This window comes from Mucilaginibacter lappiensis (assembly GCF_050433765.1).
Classification (GTDB): domain Bacteria; phylum Bacteroidota; class Bacteroidia; order Sphingobacteriales; family Sphingobacteriaceae; genus Mucilaginibacter; species Mucilaginibacter lappiensis_A.
This window is the reverse complement of record NZ_JBNPWP010000006.1, coordinates 203,687-221,780: the sequence shown is the minus strand read 5'-3', so window position 1 is coordinate 221,780 and position 18,094 is coordinate 203,687. Positions and strand designations below refer to the sequence as shown.

General features: G+C 41.3%; 18 protein-coding genes. 9 read left to right on the top strand and 9 right to left on the bottom strand.

Annotated elements, in window-relative coordinates; translation table 11 throughout:
- Positions 1 to 77 precede the first annotated feature (77 nt).
- On the bottom strand, positions 78 to 548 hold the full coding sequence (locus M2273_RS19360; RefSeq protein WP_429399409.1) for an inorganic diphosphatase: 471 nt from the start codon (positions 546 to 548) through the stop codon (positions 78 to 80).
- A gap of 106 nt (positions 549 to 654) precedes the next feature.
- On the opposite strand from M2273_RS19360, the gene M2273_RS19355 reads away from it, so the two are divergent.
- On the top strand, positions 655 to 891 hold the full coding sequence (locus M2273_RS19355; protein ID WP_429399408.1) for a hypothetical protein: 237 nt from the start codon (positions 655 to 657) through the stop codon (positions 889 to 891).
- Positions 892 to 913: 22 nt separating this feature from the next.
- Here M2273_RS19355 and M2273_RS19350 read toward each other — a convergent pair whose 3' ends face one another.
- On the bottom strand, positions 914 to 2,185 hold the full coding sequence (locus M2273_RS19350; protein WP_429399407.1) for a DUF1501 domain-containing protein: 1,272 nt from the start codon (positions 2,183 to 2,185) through the stop codon (positions 914 to 916).
- A gap of 18 nt (positions 2,186 to 2,203) precedes the next feature.
- The gene (locus tag M2273_RS19345) at positions 2,204 to 4,177 is read right to left on the bottom strand and encodes a DUF1800 domain-containing protein (RefSeq protein WP_429399406.1); all 1,974 of its coding nucleotides are present in this window, start codon (positions 4,175 to 4,177) and stop codon (positions 2,204 to 2,206) included.
- Between the two features lie 182 nt (positions 4,178 to 4,359).
- On the opposite strand from M2273_RS19345, the gene M2273_RS19340 reads away from it, so the two are divergent.
- Positions 4,360 to 4,746, top strand: a complete 387-nt coding sequence (locus M2273_RS19340) for a hypothetical protein (protein ID WP_429399405.1) — start codon at positions 4,360 to 4,362, stop codon at positions 4,744 to 4,746.
- Between the two features lie 492 nt (positions 4,747 to 5,238).
- Positions 5,239 to 5,562 (top strand): hypothetical protein, encoded by a 324-nt coding sequence (locus M2273_RS19335; RefSeq protein WP_429399404.1) that lies wholly within the window; start codon positions 5,239 to 5,241, stop codon positions 5,560 to 5,562.
- On the opposite strand, the gene M2273_RS19330 is transcribed toward M2273_RS19335, so the two are convergent.
- Positions 5,559 to 6,452 carry an SMP-30/gluconolactonase/LRE family protein gene (locus M2273_RS19330; protein WP_429399403.1) on the bottom strand — a complete coding sequence of 298 codons (894 nt, stop codon included), beginning with the start codon at positions 6,450 to 6,452 and terminating at the stop codon, positions 5,559 to 5,561. The genes M2273_RS19335 and M2273_RS19330 overlap by 4 nt on opposite strands.
- A gap of 284 nt (positions 6,453 to 6,736) precedes the next feature.
- Between M2273_RS19330 and lysS the strand changes: the two genes are divergently transcribed.
- Entirely contained in the window at positions 6,737 to 8,458 is a 1,722-nt protein-coding gene (gene lysS / locus M2273_RS19325) for a lysine--tRNA ligase (protein ID WP_429399402.1), read from the top strand.
- A 273-nt stretch (positions 8,459 to 8,731) separates the two neighbouring features.
- Positions 8,732 to 8,944, top strand: coding sequence for a hypothetical protein (locus tag M2273_RS19320; protein ID WP_429399401.1), 213 nt, complete (start codon positions 8,732 to 8,734; stop codon positions 8,942 to 8,944).
- A gap of 45 nt (positions 8,945 to 8,989) precedes the next feature.
- Here M2273_RS19320 and M2273_RS19315 read toward each other — a convergent pair whose 3' ends face one another.
- The gene (locus M2273_RS19315; RefSeq protein WP_429399400.1) at positions 8,990 to 9,538 is read right to left on the bottom strand and encodes a DUF2892 domain-containing protein; all 549 of its coding nucleotides are present in this window, start codon (positions 9,536 to 9,538) and stop codon (positions 8,990 to 8,992) included.
- A gap of 70 nt (positions 9,539 to 9,608) precedes the next feature.
- On the opposite strand from M2273_RS19315, the gene ung reads away from it, so the two are divergent.
- Entirely contained in the window at positions 9,609 to 10,283 is a 675-nt protein-coding gene (ung, locus tag M2273_RS19310) for a uracil-DNA glycosylase (RefSeq protein ID WP_429399399.1), read from the top strand.
- Positions 10,284 to 10,402: 119 nt separating this feature from the next.
- Here ung and M2273_RS19305 read toward each other — a convergent pair whose 3' ends face one another.
- Positions 10,403 to 10,873: an Lrp/AsnC family transcriptional regulator gene (locus M2273_RS19305; protein ID WP_183568176.1), complete on the bottom strand. Its 471-nt coding sequence runs from the start codon at positions 10,871 to 10,873 to the stop codon at positions 10,403 to 10,405.
- A 140-nt stretch (positions 10,874 to 11,013) separates the two neighbouring features.
- On the opposite strand from M2273_RS19305, the gene M2273_RS19300 reads away from it, so the two are divergent.
- The 3 genes from M2273_RS19300 to smpB all read left to right on the top strand — a co-directional run bounded on the left by M2273_RS19300 (position 11,014) and on the right by smpB (position 14,093).
- The gene (locus M2273_RS19300) at positions 11,014 to 11,667 is read left to right on the top strand and encodes a metal-dependent transcriptional regulator (RefSeq protein WP_429399398.1); all 654 of its coding nucleotides are present in this window, start codon (positions 11,014 to 11,016) and stop codon (positions 11,665 to 11,667) included.
- Positions 11,664 to 13,547, top strand: coding sequence for an Nramp family divalent metal transporter (locus M2273_RS19295; protein ID WP_429399397.1), 1,884 nt, complete (start codon positions 11,664 to 11,666; stop codon positions 13,545 to 13,547). The genes M2273_RS19300 and M2273_RS19295 overlap by 4 nt, the downstream gene beginning before the upstream one ends.
- Before the next feature lie 93 nt (positions 13,548 to 13,640).
- Positions 13,641 to 14,093, top strand: coding sequence for an SsrA-binding protein SmpB (gene smpB / locus M2273_RS19290; protein WP_429399396.1), 453 nt, complete (start codon positions 13,641 to 13,643; stop codon positions 14,091 to 14,093).
- 126 nt (positions 14,094 to 14,219) lie between these two features.
- Here smpB and M2273_RS19285 read toward each other — a convergent pair whose 3' ends face one another.
- From M2273_RS19285 to M2273_RS19275, 3 genes are all read right to left on the bottom strand, one after another.
- Positions 14,220 to 14,879 carry a protein-L-isoaspartate(D-aspartate) O-methyltransferase gene (locus tag M2273_RS19285; RefSeq protein WP_429399395.1) on the bottom strand — a complete coding sequence of 220 codons (660 nt, stop codon included), beginning with the start codon at positions 14,877 to 14,879 and terminating at the stop codon, positions 14,220 to 14,222.
- A gap of 249 nt (positions 14,880 to 15,128) precedes the next feature.
- Positions 15,129 to 17,618, bottom strand: a complete 2,490-nt coding sequence (gene priA / locus M2273_RS19280) for a replication restart helicase PriA (RefSeq protein ID WP_429399394.1) — start codon at positions 17,616 to 17,618, stop codon at positions 15,129 to 15,131.
- 89 nt (positions 17,619 to 17,707) lie between these two features.
- Positions 17,708 to 18,094, bottom strand: a complete 387-nt coding sequence (locus M2273_RS19275; protein ID WP_429399393.1) for a DUF423 domain-containing protein — start codon at positions 18,092 to 18,094, stop codon at positions 17,708 to 17,710.

Genomic DNA, 18,094 nt, shown 5'->3' with positions numbered 1-18,094 from the left:
GGTTGGGTTTACCTTTTACACTATTAATTATTAGTGTAACATTTTAAGCAGAAATAAAGTTTTTAAAACCTTAGCTATCAATGTATCATCTTCCCGGCAGCAGCGGCTCCCACTTTTTCCAATACTTCAAACTTTGTACCGGCCTGTGCAGTGTAGTTTTTAAAAAAGTTTTCCAACTGGTTAATAATATCCTGCGAAATATCTTTTATATCGTTCACGTCTTTAAAAAATTGTGATACCTCAGGCACAGCAAAAAAACGATCGTTACGTATGGTTTTACCATCGCGCCCGGTTTGCTGTGCTTTAAAAGCGCCTATAATGCGGCAATCTATAATACAGCCTGGAAAAGTGCTGATCTCTGAAATAACCATAACATCCAGCGGATCGCCATCACCGCCCCTGGTGCCGGGTATAAAGCCAAAATCAAACGGAAATACCATACCGGCAGGCAAAATTTTCTTGAGTTTGAAACATTTCAATTCTGGGTCATAGTCATATTTGTGATTACTGCCTTTAGGGGTTTCTATAGTAATACTAATTGGTTTCATCACTAAAAAACATGCTGGAAAGCTTAAAGTTTTATATGTAGAACCGATTTGCAACAATTGGCTAAAAAGGTTGTTGTAAAACTGAATGTATGATTTACCTGTGGTTATGGAACTATTTAAAATTTCAATTAATAAAGACGATGAGATCCTGAATTTTGAGGTGGCCGATTTTATACACCACGAAGGGGAACAATGCAAATTTGAAGTTTACCGGGAGGGCCAAATGGTAGCCGGTTTTGAACCCGACAGACATGAATACTTACGGATCTGTAAAAATCCGGGTAATATCCATGAAGAAGTACTACACCTGATAGCTGATAAGATCGAGGCTTTGAATTTGTGATACAACCTCTACATGTAAAGGCCTACCCACGCATTACCCCTATCCTATCCCCCTTCCAGTCGGGAAACAGTATATGGTCATTATTAATATTCAGGTGCTTATCGGCTACCTCGCTAAAAACGCTTCTGAAATCGGTGCTTACGGCAAGGTCGCGGCCATCTTCCAGATTTTCTATAGCCAATGGTTTTATGTTACCATGAACTAGTCCGCCATTTATAGCATTCCCTAAAATGAAGTTACAGGATGCCCGGCCATGATCTGTACCACCAGTGCCATTCTGGTGCACGGTGCGGCCAAATTCGGTCATGGTCATTACGGTTACATCGTCCTGGTAAGCGCCAAGATCAGTCCAAAGGGCCATGATACTGTTGCTCAGGTCGGCTACATTACGGGCAAAAATGCCGTTCTCAGTTCCCTGGTTAAAGTGGGTGTCCCAACCGTTCGATTCAGCAAAAGCAACCTCCAGGCCAACATCCATTTTAATGAGCTGAGCAATTTGCTTTAAGGAATTACCCAGCGCCGAATTAGGATATATGGCATTATTTGCAGGCGTGTAGTTCTTTATATCTGTTTTTTTCAGCATTTTAACCGCTTCAAAACTTTCCTTACCGGTTTGTTTTAATAAGCCCGAAGATGTTTGGTCATACAGATCCTCAAAACTTTTAGCCGCCATATTTGCGCCCGATGGGTTGCCCCTCATCTGGATGGCAAAATCCTGCAGATTACTGATGGATACCGATGGGTTATCGCCATAAAAAGAACGCGGCATTGCCGAGGTCATACTTACCGCGGTAAACGGTGTAAGCGCATCATGCCCCAGCAAACCAACTGCCCGGTTAAGCCATCCGCTGGCTGTACCTTTGTTAAACGGCGTCCCCGATTCCATATAATCCTGCGCGTCAAAATGCGAACGGGTTGTATTTGGTGAACCTATGCCCTGTACTATGCCTAAACGTTTTTCACGAAACATGGGTTCAAAAGCTTTCATAGATGGGTGCAATCCAAAACGGCCATCCAGATCAATCAATGGTGAACCAGCACCGCTTTTTGCTGCAGACATAAACAAATTTGGCCGGGCGGCTTTTAAATATTCATCGGTAAAGGGAGTAACAGCCATCAGGCCATCCATTGCGCCCCTTTGAAATATACAGATAAGCGTTTTACGTTTTTTATAAGGCGATATGATCTTTTGACTTGCAGCGGCTTCGGCCAAAAAGCCAGGAATACCACCCATTAAACCAACACCCAACAAGGCTAAACCGCCCGATTTTAAAAAGCCTCTTCTTGATACCATGATCGTATGTTTTATAAATTAGCGCCGTTGATATTCCGGCGAACCGATGATCACTCCTACCACTTGTGCCAGCATAGAATTATCGCCACCGGCACTTTGCATCGCCATAAAATTATTTTTCCTTTTTCCCTTTAAACCCATTTTGTTATCTGCCATAGCCTTTTCTGCAGCCGTCATGCTTATTGATGCAGGTTGCCCTACTTTTGCATAAAGTTTATTGGAGCTTGCCTCATCAACCTTTTCCATCAGGTTAGGATCGGTAAGCAATGGGGTAAGGCGTTTAATAGTTTCGTCCAGCTTACGCTCGGGCATAATAAGTTTGCTGTAGGCGATCAGGGCTGCCTGGGGGCTTTCGGGTTCATGATGATTATTCATCGCCGCCAGATCAATCTTAATACCCGGTATGCGCCCCGAAGCAAGAGCCAAACCAAAGTTCATGCGGTTAAGCAGCGCCCCGGTATTGATCCAGTACTGGCCTTTATCCGGAAAACCAGTTGGGGCCTGATAAAAATACATCTTCTCGCCCATTCTGCTTATCCAGTTGTATAGTTGGTATGGCTGTACAATATCAGCATGCAAACTGCGCACTGAGCCAATAGCCAGTTCAAATGGTGATTTTGTTTTTTCCCGGATAGCCGATGCGCTCCAAAACTCCGGCGCGCTTACCATGGTGATCAGCACCTGTTTAATATCGCCATCTTTAGTCAGGAATGTTTTGGTCATTTTATCCAGTAGACTTTGAGGTGGGTTATCGTTTACAAAACGCACAGCAATTTTCCGGGTTATAAATTTTGCGGTAGCCTGATTATGTGCCAGCATAGATAACAGCTGTACACCTTCCTGATAACCACCATCCGGGCCAAAATGCCGACCCAAAACTACTTTCTCGCTCTTGTCATGTCGGTTGGCATTGAACATAAAATCGCTGTCATGTACAAATCCGCGACTTTCCAGGCGATCATCACCTGCTTTGTCCATGATATTTTTTGCTCCTTTCCCATACTGGCCCATAGGATAAATTGTCCAGCCGGTTAATACTTTGGCTGCCTGGGTTACATCCTGCTGGGTATAGCCGCCATCAACGCCCAAAGTATGCAGTTCCATTACTTCGCGGGCGTAGTTTTCATTTAAGCCCTGTGCTTTTTTTGCTTTTTGCACTTTATTGATCAGCATTGCCCTCCTACCGGTATCGGCACTTTGATCAGCCATGTTTTGCATCAGCCTGCGGTGCATAAGCCCCTTGTTTGCCTGCACATCATCATTCGCTACTGAACTGCTGAAATTATCGAGGTAATACAACATGGCTGGTGATTTGGCGGTGGCCAATAAAATATCATTGAATTTGCCCAATGCATTCGGGCGAATCACATCGCGCTCGTATGCCGGTATAAACTGGGCGCAATCGTTTTTGGTGATAGAAACGTTAAAATGGTTGAACCAAAAGCTGGTCATCACCTCCTTTAATTGGTTATTTGTATATGCTGCCCGTAATATTTTTTGGTTGATAAACTGGCGAAAAAGCTCCTGCTCGGGTTTCATCCCGTTTTGCTGGATGTAATTTTGCAGTACATCCCGGTAAGCCTTCTTGTCGGTTTTCAATGAGTCCTTATTTACTAAACCAGCGCTTATGGCCATCCGAAATACCTGCGCGTTTTTAGGATATTCAGCAAGCACCTGCGTGTTGCTTAGTTTAAGGGCATCGTATTGAGCTAATAATTGATTTAGTGAATCATCGGGCAAACCGGCATTTAATTGCTGATTAAACCAGTTTTCTAATCCCGATTTAACCACCGCATCAATTTCGCCAGGAGTAGCGCCAAAGGTAAAACGGCTTAGTAAATGTGCTGCTGCCTGCCTTTCGGTTAAACCCTGTTGCTGGTATGGAAATTTAAAAGGTTTGCCATTTCGGTTCACGGTAAAAAAAGAGGAGAGCAATACAACGCCAAAAATCAGTAATCCAACACAACAAAGATATTTTACGGTCTTTTTCATGGGCGTGCTATTGCTTAAGATTTAAATTTACTAAAGAGGTATGACTTTAAATATGCATATTGGTTTAAGCAGGAATGAATAATTAAACATTAAGTTTTTGTTAACTTTATTCATTCGGCCTTGGTTTAAACTAAACAGGCATATAATTGTCATACCTTAACAAATCATAAATAAAAAAAATAATGAAACGATTAACCTTAGTGATAACTTTTATAACCAGCTTAAGTGTACTGGCCAGCGCGCAGCAAAAAACAGATAAAACACCGGCACAAAAGGCCGCACATAAAACAGAGAACCTGCAAAAGAGCCTTAAACTTACTGCCACCCAAACCAAACAGGTTAACGCTCTTTTCCTGACAGAAGCAACCCGTATTGATAGCCTGAAAGCTAACAAAGCCGGTAAAAAAGCCAACAAGGAAAAACACAAAGCTATAGAGGCACAAACCGATCAAAAACTGAATACCATTTTAACTGCCAATCAGCAAAAAGCCCTTGCTACTTTAAAGGAAGCAAAAAAAGAAAAGCACGATAAGAAAAAGGCTGACGCCGCCGCTGCTTCAAAACAATAATTTAGTTTGCATTGATAAAAATTTAAAAAGCTGCCCTTATTCGGGTGGCTTTTTTTTAATAATTGGTATCAAATAATTGTAAAATTTACAGATCCTGATTTTTTCAGGCTAATGAATCAAAAAATATTTCATGATTAATCCAATTGATATACAGGCTTTAGCATTAAAAGAGACATTCGATTGTATTATTAATATCATATTTTTAAGCTTACATGATTAACATATTGTTAACATTGAAAGATTTTTATTAAAACTATTGCAAAATAAAACAACTTGTGTATATTTGTGCCGTGGTTATTTGTAAGGAGCTGACAGGCAGCAACTGATGGTTCGACTCCTCCCTTGCAACTCTTCTCATAATTTAGGTTTATAATTGGTTAGAACGCGCCCCTGCCCATCAGGGGCGCTTCTTGTATAATCACATTTTTTGAAATAGCCTTCTTCCTCAAACAAAGTTTACCTACTGCTGTATTAATCAGGAAATAACAGATCATGAAAAACCCGGTTACGCTTGCTTTGAAACATACGGATGGAAGTTCAAGGAATATACTTATTGAGCCTATTCTTCAACACAACCTAACTAACACTGGCGTTTATAAAATATACAAAACTACTATCGACAATGAGTCGGCATTGTTTACGGAAGAACTCGAAATAGATGAAAGCAAACCGTCACTGGCCGATAGCGACAATCCAGATTATCTTGGAAAAATAACCTTTGGGCAGGATCATCAGCAATGGGAATATGCAGGCGAACTGCTTACAGCCGATGAGCAGCAGCAAATAGCCTTATACTTACATCAAAAAGGAGCTTAATCAACTCCTTTTACATTCATTTTTAAAGTATAAACAGCTTTAGATGCTGTAATAAATAAAATATCCCTGTTTTTGCCACCAAAGCAAATATTGGCCGACCATGGTTCGTCAATATCAATATGGCCAATTTTTTCGCCCTGGGGGTTAACAATGGTAACGCCCTTGCCGCATAAATAAATGTTCCCCAGGTTATCAATCGTCATTCCGTCTGATCCTTGTGCTATAAACAAGGTTCGGTTGGTTAAGGAGCCGTCTTTATTAATATCATACTTATAGGTTTTGTTATCGCCAATATCGGCTACATACAGGGTCTTTCCGTCGGGAGTGCCTACAATGCCGTTAGGGCGTACAAATTTGTCATCAACTATAATGGCCTGGTGTTTACCTTTGGGCAAATAGTATAGTTTTTGTCCGTCAAGGTCAGGCTTTTTACGGGTCCAATAATCGCGCTGGTAGTAAGGATCGGTAATGTAAATGCCACCGTCGGGCCGTACCCAAACATCATTTGGGCCGTTAAACATATGGCCGTTATAGTCTTTTAATAAAACAGTTATTTTTCCTTTAGGGCTAATAGACCATAGCTCATCCTTAGCATCGGCACAACTGATCAGGTTGCCTTTTTTATCAAAGTACATTCCATTTGAGCGACCCGCGCTATCTAAAAAAATCGACAGCTTACCCTCTGTATCATATTTCCATATTTTATCATTAGGCTGATCGGTAAAAAAAATATTGCCATAACGGTCAACAGCGGGGCCCTCGGTAAAGGAAAATTGTTTGGCCACAAGCTGCGGTTTAGTACCGGCATCATATAAACCCGGTGCATCCTGGCCAAAAACTTTACACGATGCCGCTATTAGCAAAATGAATATACCCGACAGTTTTTTCATAATTTGAACATAAGTTTTAAAAGGTTTGCTAATGTAATGTGTTTTTAAATCAGATTAATTTTTGTGCGTAAAAAATTTGATACAGGACTATTGGACAAAAGATTATTGGAGAAAAGATAAAAGACAAGAAAGGAACTCTCTTTGCAGAAAGCTTTTTGAAAATTTACATCATTCTTTTATCCAATAATCTTTATTCTTTCATCCAATAATCTTTTATCCAATTTCAAGACCCACTACTCATTAAAAACGCTATTTTTGCAAATTATTAAAATACCGTTTATAGCATGAGTATTGCACTATCCGAACAGGAAATTATACGCCGCGAATCTTTACAACAATTAAGGGCATTGGGCATTAACCCGTACCCTGCCGAAGCTTTTGATGTTAACGCCTGGGCACAGGATATTACCGATAATTTCAAGAATAAACCCGAAGAATACCAGAATGTAGTAATCGCTGGCCGCATCATGACCCGTCGTATTATGGGCAGTGCATCATTTGCCGAACTGCAGGATTCGACCGGACGTGTGCAGATCTATTTAAAACGCGATGATATTTGCCCTGATGAGGATAAAACTTTATACAATACCGTATTCAAAAAACTGCTGGACATTGGCGATTACATAGGTGTTAAAGGCTACGTATTTTTAACCCAAACCGGCGAGATATCGGTTCACGTTCGCGAGCTTATTGTTCTTTCAAAATCGCTTAAACCTTTGCCGGTTGTTAAGCGCGAAGAAGACGGAACTATACACGATGGCTTTACCGATCCCGAGCTGCGTTACCGCCAGCGTTATGTTGATTTAACGGTTAACCCTTCATATAAACAAATTTTCATCAACCGCTCCAAAGTGATCAGCAGTATGCGTGGTTACTTTAACGCGCAAGGCTGGATGGAAGTGGAAACCCCCATACTACAGCCCGTACATGGTGGTGCGGCGGCCCGTCCGTTTGTTACACATCATAACACGCTGGACATGCAGCTATTTTTACGCATCGCCAATGAGTTGTACCTAAAACGTTTAATTGTGGCTGGTTTTGATGGCGTGTATGAGTTTGGTAAAATGTTCCGTAACGAGGGCATGGACCGCACCCACAACCCCGAGTTTACTGCCATGGAGATATATGTAGCTTATAAAGACTATATATGGATGATGGCCATGGTTGAGGAATGTTTGGAAATAGTAGCCCGTGCCGTACATGGCATCCCGGTTGTACAGGTGGGTAAGCATGAAATAAACTTTGCAGGGCCTTACGAAAAACTATCCATGTATGATTCTATTTTGAAATATACTGGTATAGATGTATCGGCAATGGACGAGGATGCTTTGCGTGAAACCTGCAAAGAGCTTAACATTGAGGTTAACACTACCATGGGTAAAGGCAAACTGATAGATGAGATTTTTAGCGCTAAAGTGGAGGCTAACCTCATCCAGCCAACCTATATTACCGACTATCCAATTGAAATGACCCCACTGGCCAAAAAACATCGTACAAAAGATGGCCTTGTGGAGCGTTTTGAGCTATTTGTGAACGGCAAGGAGATAGCTAACGCCTACTCGGAGTTAAATGACCCTATTGACCAGCGTGAGCGTTTGGAGGAACAATTAATACTGGCCGGTAGAGGTGACGATGAGGCGATGGCTATGGACGATGATTTTTTACGCGCCCTGGAATATGGTATGCCACCAACATCGGGCCTGGGTATCGGTATTGACCGTTTGGTGATGCTGATGACCAATCAAAGCACTATACAGGAAGTATTATTCTTCCCGCAGATGCGGCCCGAGAAAAAGGCTAAAGTTGCCACAGCCGATGATTTCATAAATATGGGCGTACCTGTAGAATGGGTGCCCGTACTTAACAAAATGGGCTTCAATACCGTTGAGGAACTAAAAGCAGGCAATCCTAACAAGGTATTTAACGACCTTGGCGGTATGCGCAAAAAATTAAAACTGGATATTACCATGCCCACTAAAGAGGTAGTGATGGCCTGGTTTGAATAGACTTTGAATTAATCAGATCTTATTTTGAAGAGACACATTATAGGTGTCTCTTTTTTTTTGTCTGAACCAGGATTTATGGGATTAAAGGATTAGATCGGATTGAGAAAAATCCATAAATCTGCTTAATCCCGGTTCAGACAAGACCTAAATTCAATATATAAAACTCTGTATCAGTAATTTAATAACAATTTGTTAATGAAAGCTTAAAGCAAACAGCACTTTAGGTTTAATTATGTTGGTTATACTTGCAATAAACAACTATTCAAAAAAGTCATGACCAATTCAATTCTGGAGATCACCGAGAACGAATACCTGATAAAGCTGAACAGAAGTAACTTCAACTTATCATTCATCAGGAGTTTACTGAAACTGGTTGAAGTGGCCAACCCATCTGACGAGAGCGATGTATACACAGACCGTATTATTCAACCTTATCAAAACCACTCATCAGAGCCTGATTATTACAGCCCTATCGAGGAAAAATAAAAAGAGGCGATGTTTTCGCCTCTTTTTATTTTTATTTTTCTTTTCTTAGAACTGGCGATAACCGCCCCTTACTACCTGTTTATCCATTTGAGCTAATTGCCCTTTCATCATTTTTATCTGATCGGCAAGTAGTTTATTCTTATCATCTTTTGCTGCTTCTGAAAGATACATCTGTGCTTCGCGTTTATTGCGTTTTGCCATTGATATACCAGCCAGGCTCAATTTGGCCAAAGCTACATTGTGTGACATTTTCATACCCAATGAAAGCGCCTTTTTAAAGTATTTCTCTGATTTCATGGGAGCCTTACGCGACTCGATCAAGCCGATTAATAAGTTATAATAACCATGCTGATTTCTATGCAGTTGCTTTTCGTAATCAGTGATCTTCATTAACCATAACTCAGCTTTTTCCGAGTTTTCTTTCCGCAGATAAAACTGCGATATGATCATGTTCTCGTTAAAAAAGAAGCTCAGCAGCAATATACCACCTAAAAATAAAACTAAAATACCCCAGCCCCAAAATCCAAAGGCACAAAGCGCAACGGCCGCACCGAAAATTACACAGGCAATAATTAACCGAACAATATTTGACATAATTTGTGATACTATATTAAGCACAAATATCTGTTAATTTGTACGCTTAACCAACATTATATCAATATTTATGGCGATAGAATTAGAACCATCATGGCTGGAAGTTTTAAAAGACGAATTTGGCAAGGACTACATGATAAAACTAAAGCAATTTTTAAAACAGGAGAAAGAAACAGGTCAGGTAGTTTATCCAAAAAACGGCAATATTTTCAACGCCTTCAACACTACTCACTTTGATGATGTAAAGGTGGTTATATTAGGTCAGGATCCCTATCATGGGGCAAATCAAGCACATGGGCTTTCATTTTCGGTGCAAAAAGGCATTGCCACACCCCGTTCGCTCATTAATATTTATAAAGAGCTGCAAACAGATATACCCGACTTTAAAATACCAGCACATGGAAATCTTGAAGAATGGGCTAAACAAGGCGTGCTGCTATTAAATGCAACCCTAACTGTTAGGGCGGGCAGCCCGGGCTCGCATCAAAAAAGGGGTTGGGAAGAGTTTACCGACGAAGTGATCAAAACCATATCTGATAAAAAAGAAGGTATTGTATTTATACTATGGGGAGCCTTTGCGCAATCAAAAGCAGTACTGATTGATGAAAAGAAACACTTTATTCTAAGATCGGCCCACCCATCGCCCTTTTCGGCCGAGCGGGGTTTTTTTGGGAGCAAACCTTTTTCTAAAACCAATGAGATCCTTGAAAAAGAAGGGAAGAAAACAATTGACTGGCAGATTTAGCCCCCCAGCCCCCTAAAGGGGGAGCTTTTGATTAGCAAATCATTTTAATAGAAAGGCCTGCTTTATTTATCATAAAGCAGGCCTTTTATATTTTAACTCCCCTTTTAGGGGGCTGGGGGCTAATACTCCAATGGTACTATCGGCTCTTTTTTGCTGGTAGACATGATCATCATGGTTTGGAAAGTTTTAACCACAGTGATGCGGCTTATCTTTTCCATGATCAGTTGTTCGTATGATTTGATATCGCGCACGTAAACTTTTAGTAAAAAATCACATTGACCGGTTACGTGGTGACACTCGGTAACTTCTTTAATATGTTTTATTTCATCCAAAAATGTCTGGATGGTATTTTTCTGATGAAAATCGAGCGATATTTGTATAAAAGTTTTGATGCCCAGCCCCAATTTTTCCTCGTCAACAAGGGCATGGTAGCTTTTTATATATTCCGCGTTCTCCAGTTTACGAACACGCTCTAAAGTAGGTGCTGGTGAAAGCCCTATCTCGTTTGAAAGTTGAAGGTTGGTTATCCTTCCGTTTTCCTGTAATATCTTAAGTATTTGAAGGTCTATTTTGTCTAATTCGGCACCCATTAGTTTACAATAATGTATGCAAATATACAGTTTTCCTCACTTCGCAAAATTATATTTTTCAATAAAGTACTTCAACAAAAATATATTTCCCGTAATTTAAATTTTTAGATAAGTCTAAATTTTTTATTAGATTTGTATAAATGAACACATTAGCCGAGGAAAACTACTTAAAGTCCATCTATCACTTATCCATGGATGCCGGAAATGCGAGCACCAATCAAATTGCCGCATCATTAAATACCAAGGCATCGTCGGTAACAGATATGTTAAAAAAACTGGCAGATAAGGCTTTAATAAACTATACCCGTTACCAGGGTGTAAGCCTTACTCCGTCGGGCGAAAAAATTGCTGTAAACATTATTCGCAAGCACCGCCTGTGGGAGTACTTTTTGGTAGAGAAACTAAACTTTAAGTGGGATCAGGTACACGATATGGCCGAAGAAATGGAACACATATCATCGGCAGAGTTGATTGACAGACTGGATAAATTTATGGATTACCCGCAGCATGATCCACATGGCGAACCTATACCCGATTGTAATGGCCGGTTTAAATCATCTGAGCTTAAGCCTATCTCGGCCTTGAGTGTTAATGATAACGGGATCATATCAGGAGTGCGCGACCATACTTCGTCGTTCTTACAATATCTCGAAAAACAACAACTTACCATAGGAAAAAAAATAGCCATAACCGAAATTATAGCGTTTGATCATTCTGTGGTTTTAAAAATTGAAAATAAAAAAGAAGTACACATCAGCCGTGAAGTGGCCAATAATCTATTAATAGCCTTATGAACAATAATAACCAAACCCAATCATTAGGTAATGTACACAGTTCGGTCACCACCGAAAACAAAGCCGGATGGCGTAAAATAATGGCCTTCCTGGGGCCAGCCTACCTGGTAAGCGTGGGCTACATGGATCCGGGTAACTGGGCAACCGATATTGCAGGGGGTAGTGCCTTTGGTTATAAACTGATATGGGTATTGTTTGCATCAAACCTCATAGCCCTGCTTTTACAATCATTGAGCGCCAGGCTTGGCATTGTGCGCGGGCTCGATCTGGCGCAGGCCTCCAAGAATGCCTATCCCCGCTTTGCAAACTTTTGCCTGTATATACTGGCCCAGATAGCCATTATAGCCTGTGATCTGGCCGAGATCATCGGTATGGCCATCGGATTAAAATTACTGTTCAACCTGCCATTGATATGGGGCGTATCGCTTACCATAACCGATACCGTGCTTATGCTTTACCTCATGAACAAAGGTATGCGCAAGCTGGAGGGCTTTATTATATCGATGATATTTATTGTGGGCCTGTCTTTTTTAATAGAGATGTTCATTGTACAACCCGATATAGTTGAAATTGCCAAAGGTTTTACACCAGGTAATTTAACAGGCGATGCCTTATACATTGCTATCGGTATCATAGGCGCCACTGTAATGCCGCATAACCTTTATCTGCATTCTTCACTGGTGCAAACCCGGCAGATCACACGTACAGATGCAGGTATCAAATCGGCCATTAAATTCAATTTGTTCGATACAGTTATAGCGCTTAACCTGGCTTTTTTGGTAAACGCGGCCATACTGATCCTGGCAGCAACCGCATTTTTCAAGAACGGTTATTTTCAGGTTGCCGAAATACAGGATGCCTATAAGCTGCTCGAGCATATTTTCGGCAAAATTGCTCCTGCCCTTTTTGCTATTGCCTTAATAGCATCGGGCCAAAGCTCAACCATAACAGGTACCCTTGCCGGACAAATCATTATGGAGGGGCATATTAACCTGCGTATTGAGCCCTGGTTGCGCCGTTTACTTACCCGCGTGCTGGCCATTGTACCAGCCGTTTTTACCATTATTTATTTTGGCGAAAACGCACTGGGCAGCCTGATCATATTAAGTCAGGTAGTATTAAGCCTTCAGCTGGGTTTCGCGGTTATCCCACTCATCCACTTTACATCTGATAAAAAACGGATGGGCAATTTTGCTATCAGCTTTAAAGTAAAATTAGTGGCATGGGCAAGCGCTGCAATAATAGTAGCGCTGAATGGTAAATTGGTTTACGAACAAATAATTGACTGGATAAAAGAGTACCCCTCTGCTGCTTTTGAGATTTACACTATTGTAGTGCCTATTGTAATTGGTATTGCTTTATTACTTTTATATGTGTTTTTTAGGCCAATGTTGTATAAACATAAAGACCGGCTTGTTGTACCCCATGGCATTGCCAGTGCCATTACTGAGCTTAATCCTATAATTTACAAACATATTGCCATTACTATTGATTTTTCAAAAAACGATAACGACTGCCTGCGCCACGCCATTATGCAGGGCGGAAAACGGGCAGATTACACCCTGATCCACGTGGTAGAAACCGCCGGTGCACGCTATTATGGCAAACAAGTAATGGATAGTGAAACCCAAAGCGATGTTGATAATCTAAATAAATACGTTACCGCACTTGAAAATCTGGGTTATAAGGCACATGCACAAATTGGCTACGGTAGCCCGGCCAGGTCAATAGCCAAAATTGTAAACAACGAAAATATTGATTTTATAGTGATGGGCTCACATGGGCACAAGGGGCTTAAAGATCTTATTTTTGGTACTACCGTTAACTCTGTAAGGCACATGGTAAACGTGCCCGTACTGGTGGTAAAACCACAGCACTAATAATTTGTTAAACGCAATGCCGGTTTTTGTAGATACTGCAAAATTTGAAAGGCGAAATTTTATGTAAGTTTGCAGCAAAAGCAGTAGGGAAAAATGACTGAGGATAAAATATATATAAAGAACAAGAAAGCTTATTTTGAATACACCATACTGGATAAATATGTAGCCGGTATTAAACTGCTGGGTACCGAAATTAAATCGATACGCGAAGGAAAAGCCAACATTAACGATGCTTTTTGTACGTTTATTAACAACCAGTTATTTGTACGCAACCTGCATATATCCGAATATTCCTATGGCTCGTTTTACAACCATGAGGCCAAACGCGACCGTGTGCTGCTGCTCAACAAAAAAGAATTAAAAAAACTGCTTACCCGTGGCGAAGAAAAGGGTTTAACTATTGTACCCCTTGCCCTGTTCATCAGCGAACGCGGCTTTGCTAAATTGGAAATAGGCCTTGCCCAGGGTAAAAAGACCTTCGATAAGCGCGAAACACTGAAAGAACGCGATACCAAAATTGAAATGGACAGGGTGATGAAGAGGTAGAGCCTCCCCCGGCCCCCTAAAGGGGGAGCTTTAAAAATTAAAAGGCCTGCTTGATACACAAGCAGGCCTTTTAATTTAACTTAAATTTGCCAATCAAAAAGCTCCCCCTTTAGGGGGCCGGGGGCTCTACCAGGCCTTATCTCCTACCAGTGGTACAAACCTAAAAGTATCCAGCACCATTTTTTCATAATCATGCTCGGCAACTTTTAATACAGTGACCATTTTCTGGGTTTCTTCGTCACCAACGGGTATCACCAGGATGCCGCCTATCTTTAATTGTTTTAATAATACATCAGGTACAGTGGGTGCACCGGCAGTTACAAGGATTTTATCATAAGGTGCGTATGCCGCCTTGCCTATAGAACCATCGCCACAAAAAAAGTGTGGCTTGTAGCCCATTTTTTCGGGGAGGATAAATTTGGTGCGTTCGTAAAGCTTTTCCTGCCGTTCAATGGTATAAACTGTTGCGCCAAGCTCCATCAAAATACAAGTTTGATAGCCCGAGCCCGTACCTATTTCCAGTACTTTATCCCCCTTACGGATATGCAGCAGTTCGGTTTGGTAAGCAACGGTGTAAGGTTGGGATATGGTTTGTCCCTCACCTATTGGGAAGGCGATATCATGGTAAGCCTGATTCCAGAAAGTTTCATCAAAAAAGTAATGGCGCGGCACTTTACCAATGGCCAATAAAACCCCTTCATCCTGAATACCTTTTTTTTGCAGGATGTCAACCAATCGTTTCCGGGCACCTTTCTCGCGGTAATTATCAATATACTTATAAGCCATTTATAAGGCAAAGTTAGCAGGAATTTCAGTATTTAGGGGGATTACTAACGTAACAAAAGGTAATTCATTATGTGTTAGCCAATAAAAAGTTTATACTGTTTTTAAAGCATAAAAGCAGAGGCGATTGCGAGGGTACGAAGCTATCTTCCGAAGCTCCTTGTCATCCTGAGTATAGCGAAGGATCCACTCGGCCACATACATATCGGCTAATAGATCTTCGCTATGCTCAGAATGACAATCTAATAAATTTTAATAAGGATCAACATCGGGCTGTATGATACTGCCCTTACTCAGTTTGGTAGTTTGAAACTGAACGATCACATCGCGCAGGATAGCCTTGGCTTTAACAATAGATATACCATCCTTCTCAAATTTAAGCATGATCGATTTGATATAATAATTCCTTATCCGGCTGATAAGTGGTGCTTCCGGACCTATCACCCGTTCACCAAAATGCTTGCGCAGCTCATTACCCAGGTAATTGGCCTGATTATATAGTATTTCAGGATCCTTGTGTTTAATATCCAGGTTAATGATGCGATAAAATGGGGGGTACTTAAAGCTTTTACGCTCTTCCATCTCTGTAAAATACAGATCATTATAATCGTTAGCTATCACCTGTTTTATCACCCTGTGATGAGGGTCATAGGTTTGTATCACAACCTTGCCCTGCTTACCTCTGCGACCTGCCCTGCCGCTTACCTGAGCCAGCATCTGGAAACTACGCTCATTGGCCCTATAATCAGGAAACTTAAGCAGGCTATCGGCATTAATGATACCAATGAGGGTAACGTCCGAAAAATCGAGCCCTTTGGCTACCATTTGCGTGCCTACAAGTATATCTATCTTTTTCTCTTCCAGGTTGTTCAGTATGGTTTGCAGCGAATTGCGGGCACGGGTAGTATCCAGGTCCATACGGGTAATGCGGGCATCGGGCAATAGCAAGCTTAATTCATCTTCTATCTTCTCGGTACCAAAGCCTTTGTATTCCAGGTGCGTTGATCCACAGGCCGGGCAAATTGATGGCGAATCCTCTTTATAGCCGCAATAATGGCAGTGCAGCTTGCCGCTACTTTTATGATAGGTAAGGCTTACATCGCAATTAATGCATTTGGGCGTATAAGCGCATATTTTACACATCAGTACCGGGGCATAACCACGTCGGTTTTGAAACAGGATCACCTGTTCTTTATTAATCAGTGCCTGTTTAATACCCTCCATCAACACACTGGTAAAGTGCGATTGTATAGTTTTTTGTTTGGTTTCATAACTGATGCTTACTACCTCCACTTCAGGCAGCAGTACACCGCCATACCGTTCAGTTAGCTCAGCAAAGCCGTATTTGTTATTGCGCGCATTAAAATAACTTTCGAATGATGGCGTTGCCGAACCCAATAACACCTTACCCTGATGCATACTGGCCAAAAATATAGCCGCATCGCGGGCATTATACCGTGGTGCCGGGTCAAACTGTTTATAGGAAGTTTCATGCTCCTCATCAACAACAATAAGCCCCAGATCATTAAACGGCAAAAAAACCGACGACCTTGCTCCCAATATTACTTTATAATCATTGTTCAGCACCTTTTGCCAAACCTCCACCCGTTCGTTATCATTAAAGCGGGAATGATAAACACCAATATCAGCTCCAAAATACATGCGCAGGCGCTCAATAATATGCGTGGTAAGTGCAATTTCGGGCAGCAGGTAAAGAACCTGCCTGTCATTGCGCATCATCTCTTCTATCAACCTGATATAGATCTGTGTTTTTCCCGACGAGGTTACCCCATGCAGCAGCACCACATCTTTTTCTGTAAACTGTGTACGGATACTTTGCAGCACTTCGGTTTGCTGTTCGCTCAGTTCAAAATTCCTATTAAACTCCTCATCTTCCTCAAAATGCAGACGGCTCACATTTTTTTCCTCGGCAAAAAGGATCTCTTTTTCTATAAGCGATTTAATGCTTGATTCTCCTGCACCGCTTTCCTCAATCAGTTCGTTTTTGGTGATGGCCTTTTGATGGCGCGATAGTTTAATATAGGCCAGCAGCGCATCAGCTTGTTTTGGAGCCCGCTTCTCCAGTATCGGGAACAGTTCCCGTAAATTGTCGGAGTTATTGTAAACCGGGTTTAGCGTAATAAAAGTACGTTTGCGGGGTTTGTAGCGCTCACTAACCTCCTCTGATATATGAATGATGTTTTTCTCAAACATCAGTTTCAGAATAGGCATTACCGTTTTTTGGCCCAGCAGCTTGGCAATATCACTCACCGTTAGCTCAGGCTGTATATCCAGGGCCTCCACAATTAAAAACTCTTTATCGTGCAGAGTCGAGCGGTCAATTTCATACTCTTTATTAAGTACAATGCGGGTTTCGCTGGCCAGTTTCAGGGCGGCAGGCAGGGCGGCATTCATCACTTCGCCAATGTTGCACATATAATAATCGGCCAGCCATTGCCAAAAGTGTAACTGATGCGGGGTCACTACCGGGTGGTCATCCAGAATTTCAATAATGTACTTGGCTTCGTACTTTTCCGGGGCCTGGGTACTGATCTCCTTAACAATGGCGGTGTACAGCTTACTTTTACCAAACTGTACTACTACCCTTTTGCCAATAGCTATAGCATCATTTTGATCATACGGAACCCGGTAGGTATAATTTTTTGAAATTGCGAGCGGCAAAATCACTTCGGCAAAAAGCGTTTTACGGTCGGTATGTTCAATTTCAGCAAATTCTAACATGTAAATTCTAAATACTAAACTCTAAATCCTAATTACTAAATCCTATGCTTTAAAATTCGAAATCGAAAATCCGAAACCCCAAATCGAAATTATTTATTACGCAAAGCAGCAAGAGCTAACATCAGCCAGCCTAAAATGAACAGCAAGCCGCCCAGTGGTGTAATTGGGCCTAAGGCTATCAGCCAGTCCCAACCCAATATACTACGGCATGATAACAGATATAATGAACCTGAAAAACACACAATACCGAAAGTGAAAAAATAATAAGCTAAGGTTATTAACCTGTTTTTAAACTTTGCAAAAGTTGACAGGAATAACAATGCAAATACATGATAAAAGTTGTATTGTACAGCAGTGTGCCATACCTCGAGCTGACTTGCGGGTAGCAGGGCTTTTAAACCATGAGCACCAAAGGCACCGGTTATAACAGCAAGCATACCAAAAACCGAAGCGGTAATGATTATTTGTTTGTTCAT

Coding starts and splice junctions, on each gene's coding strand:
- M2273_RS19360 (WP_429399409.1), bottom strand. CDS start 548: ATGAAACCAATTAGTATTACTATAGAAACCCCTAAAGGCAGTAATCAC.
- M2273_RS19355 (WP_429399408.1), top strand. CDS start 655: ATGGAACTATTTAAAATTTCAATTAATAAAGACGATGAGATCCTGAAT.
- M2273_RS19350 (WP_429399407.1), bottom strand. CDS start 2,185: ATGGTATCAAGAAGAGGCTTTTTAAAATCGGGCGGTTTAGCCTTGTTG.
- M2273_RS19345 (WP_429399406.1), bottom strand. CDS start 4,177: ATGAAAAAGACCGTAAAATATCTTTGTTGTGTTGGATTACTGATTTTT.
- M2273_RS19340 (WP_429399405.1), top strand. CDS start 4,360: ATGAAACGATTAACCTTAGTGATAACTTTTATAACCAGCTTAAGTGTA.
- M2273_RS19335 (WP_429399404.1), top strand. CDS start 5,239: ATGAAAAACCCGGTTACGCTTGCTTTGAAACATACGGATGGAAGTTCA.
- M2273_RS19330 (WP_429399403.1), bottom strand. CDS start 6,452: ATGAAAAAACTGTCGGGTATATTCATTTTGCTAATAGCGGCATCGTGT.
- lysS (WP_429399402.1), top strand. CDS start 6,737: ATGAGTATTGCACTATCCGAACAGGAAATTATACGCCGCGAATCTTTA.
- M2273_RS19320 (WP_429399401.1), top strand. CDS start 8,732: ATGACCAATTCAATTCTGGAGATCACCGAGAACGAATACCTGATAAAG.
- M2273_RS19315 (WP_429399400.1), bottom strand. CDS start 9,538: ATGTCAAATATTGTTCGGTTAATTATTGCCTGTGTAATTTTCGGTGCG.
- ung (WP_429399399.1), top strand. CDS start 9,609: ATGGCGATAGAATTAGAACCATCATGGCTGGAAGTTTTAAAAGACGAA.
- M2273_RS19305 (WP_183568176.1), bottom strand. CDS start 10,873: ATGGGTGCCGAATTAGACAAAATAGACCTTCAAATACTTAAGATATTA.
- M2273_RS19300 (WP_429399398.1), top strand. CDS start 11,014: ATGAACACATTAGCCGAGGAAAACTACTTAAAGTCCATCTATCACTTA.
- M2273_RS19295 (WP_429399397.1), top strand. CDS start 11,664: ATGAACAATAATAACCAAACCCAATCATTAGGTAATGTACACAGTTCG.
- smpB (WP_429399396.1), top strand. CDS start 13,641: ATGACTGAGGATAAAATATATATAAAGAACAAGAAAGCTTATTTTGAA.
- M2273_RS19285 (WP_429399395.1), bottom strand. CDS start 14,879: ATGGCTTATAAGTATATTGATAATTACCGCGAGAAAGGTGCCCGGAAA.
- priA (WP_429399394.1), bottom strand. CDS start 17,618: ATGTTAGAATTTGCTGAAATTGAACATACCGACCGTAAAACGCTTTTT.
- M2273_RS19275 (WP_429399393.1), bottom strand. CDS start 18,094: ATGAACAAACAAATAATCATTACCGCTTCGGTTTTTGGTATGCTTGCT.